Origin of the sequence: Pseudomonas sp. R62, from assembly GCF_000257605.1 — a bacterium.
Classification (GTDB): Bacteria; Pseudomonadota; Gammaproteobacteria; order Pseudomonadales; family Pseudomonadaceae; genus Aquipseudomonas; species Aquipseudomonas atacamensis.
In genome coordinates this window covers 239,175-241,016 of the sequence record NZ_JH635998.1, presented here as the reverse complement: position 1 = coordinate 241,016, position 1,842 = coordinate 239,175, and the positions used below count along the sequence as shown (strand labels likewise).

3 protein-coding genes are annotated in these 1,842 nt (G+C 62.3%); 1 reads left to right on the top strand and 2 read right to left on the bottom strand.

Features of this window, described 5'->3' with window-relative positions:
• The first annotated feature begins 59 nt into the window (after positions 1 to 59).
• Positions 60 to 989 (top strand): PfkB family carbohydrate kinase, encoded by a 930-nt coding sequence (locus tag OQK_RS02550; RefSeq protein ID WP_038861076.1) that lies wholly within the window; start codon positions 60 to 62, stop codon positions 987 to 989.
• Positions 990 to 1,103: 114 nt separating this feature from the next.
• Here OQK_RS02550 and OQK_RS02545 read toward each other — a convergent pair whose 3' ends face one another.
• Both OQK_RS02545 and OQK_RS02540 read right to left on the bottom strand, forming a co-directional pair.
• A complete protein-coding gene (locus OQK_RS02545) occupies positions 1,104 to 1,484 on the bottom strand; it encodes a Rho termination factor N-terminal domain-containing protein (protein ID WP_016770968.1) in 381 nt (126 codons plus the stop codon).
• A 61-nt stretch (positions 1,485 to 1,545) separates the two neighbouring features.
• Entirely contained in the window at positions 1,546 to 1,803 is a 258-nt protein-coding gene (locus OQK_RS02540) for a hypothetical protein (RefSeq protein WP_016770967.1), read from the bottom strand.
• Positions 1,804 to 1,842 lie beyond the last annotated feature (39 nt).

Sequence of the window (1,842 nt, the reverse complement as noted above, 5' to 3'; positions counted from 1 at the left end):
CATTTACCTGGTCCTTGGTGGCGCGAAAGATCGCCGCGCCGCGCAACCCGAGAATGCTCATGCCTAAGATGTTGCACACCGGCCAGGTCATCATCGACCTGGTCATGGCCGTGGATAAACTGCCGCAGATTGGCGGCGACGTGCTGGCGCAGTCGGCGGGGTTCGAAGCCGGCGGCGGCTTCAACGTGATGGCCGCTGCGGTGCGCAACGGCCTGCCGGTGGTTTACCTCGGTCGCCATGGCACGGGGCGTTTTGGTGACCTGGCGCGCCAAGCGATGCAGGCGGAAGGAATCTGCATCGGCATCCGCGAACCGGCCCAGCGCGATACCGGTCTGTGCGTGGCGCTGACCGATGCCTCGGCTGAACGCAGTTTCATTTCCTACATCGGCGCCGAAGGCGAGGTGACCGGGGAGGACCTTAACAGCGTGGCTGCCGAGCCCGGCGATTACGTTTATCTCAGCGGTTACAGTCTGCTGCACGAGGGCAAGGCGCAGGCGTTGCTCGACTGGACGCTGGCGCTGCCGGCGTCGGTCAATGTGGTGTTCGATCCGGGGCCGTTGGTGGAGTCGCCCGATTCGCCAATGATGCAGACGTTGCTGCCGCGCATTGATGTGTGGACCAGCAACAGTGTCGAGGCGCTGCGGTTTACCGGAGCCGATGAGATAGGTATCGCGATGGATCGCCTCGCGGAACTGCTGCCGGAAAATGTGCTGATGGTGGTGCGCGCCGGGCCGCAGGGTTGCTGGATTCAGCAGCGTGATGAGCGCCGCCAGGTGCCGGGGTTTGCTGTCAAAGCAGTGGACAGCAATGGCGCCGGCGATGCACATGCCGGGGTATTTATTGCCGGATTGGCGCAGGGGCTGGATGCACTGGAAGCGGCACGGCGGGCCAATGCGGCAGCGGCACTGGCGGTGACTCGCTGGGGGCCGGCGACATCGCCGGGTACGGCGGAGGTGGATGCGTTTATCCGCGAGTCCTGCCGCGACTGATGCACCGCAATCGCTGGCAAGCCAGCTCCCACAGGGTCTTCGTGTGTAAGTGCAATAGTGCAACCACCCGAAAAATCTGTGGGAGCTGGCTTGCCAGCGATGAGGCCATCAGGCTTAGCCAGCCTTGCGCAACGCCTCAATCAACTCCTGCTTGCGCATCGAAGACCGTCCCGGAATGTTCTTTGCCCGGGCCTCTTTCATCAGGCTATCGACAGTCTGCGTATCCTTCGAAGTTTCGCTGTTACGCGAATGACCCTTGCGGCTGGCCACCGCGCGGCGCGATGACTCTTTGCGATCTTCCGACTTGGCACTGGCGGGCTTCTTGCGCCCCGAGCCACCGGAATTCTCGCCGCCACCGGATTGTTTGTTCACCGTCGCCCAGGCACGCGCCTCAGCTTCATCTTTCGACACGCCCTTTTTCTCGTAGCTGTCTTCGATGTGCTCGGCTTTGCGCTTCTGTTCGCTGGTGTATTTGTCTTTGCTTCCACGAGGCATGGGATTTCTCCTCAAGTTGCGGATCCGGCCGCTCGCCGCTTCGACGGCGAGCGGCTTGGCACTACTGCAGATCCAGTTTGCGCGCCGCTTCGACGCCGGCAGAACTCAGCTTGATCGGCAGGTTCAGCGAGTGTTCACCCGCTTCGCTCATGGTCACATGACCATGATGAATCAGCCCGCGATCCTGCAGGGCGGCGAGGGCGCTGGCCACGACTTTCTCGCCCCGGTAATTGTCCAGCACCTCCTTGCCCAAGCCGTTGGGATGGGCGTGCAGCAGGCGGGTGAGAACTTCTTTTTCCAGGTCTTTGTCGACGTTCATGGTTACCTCTTCATGGGAGTGAATAGGGCGCTCGCGTCG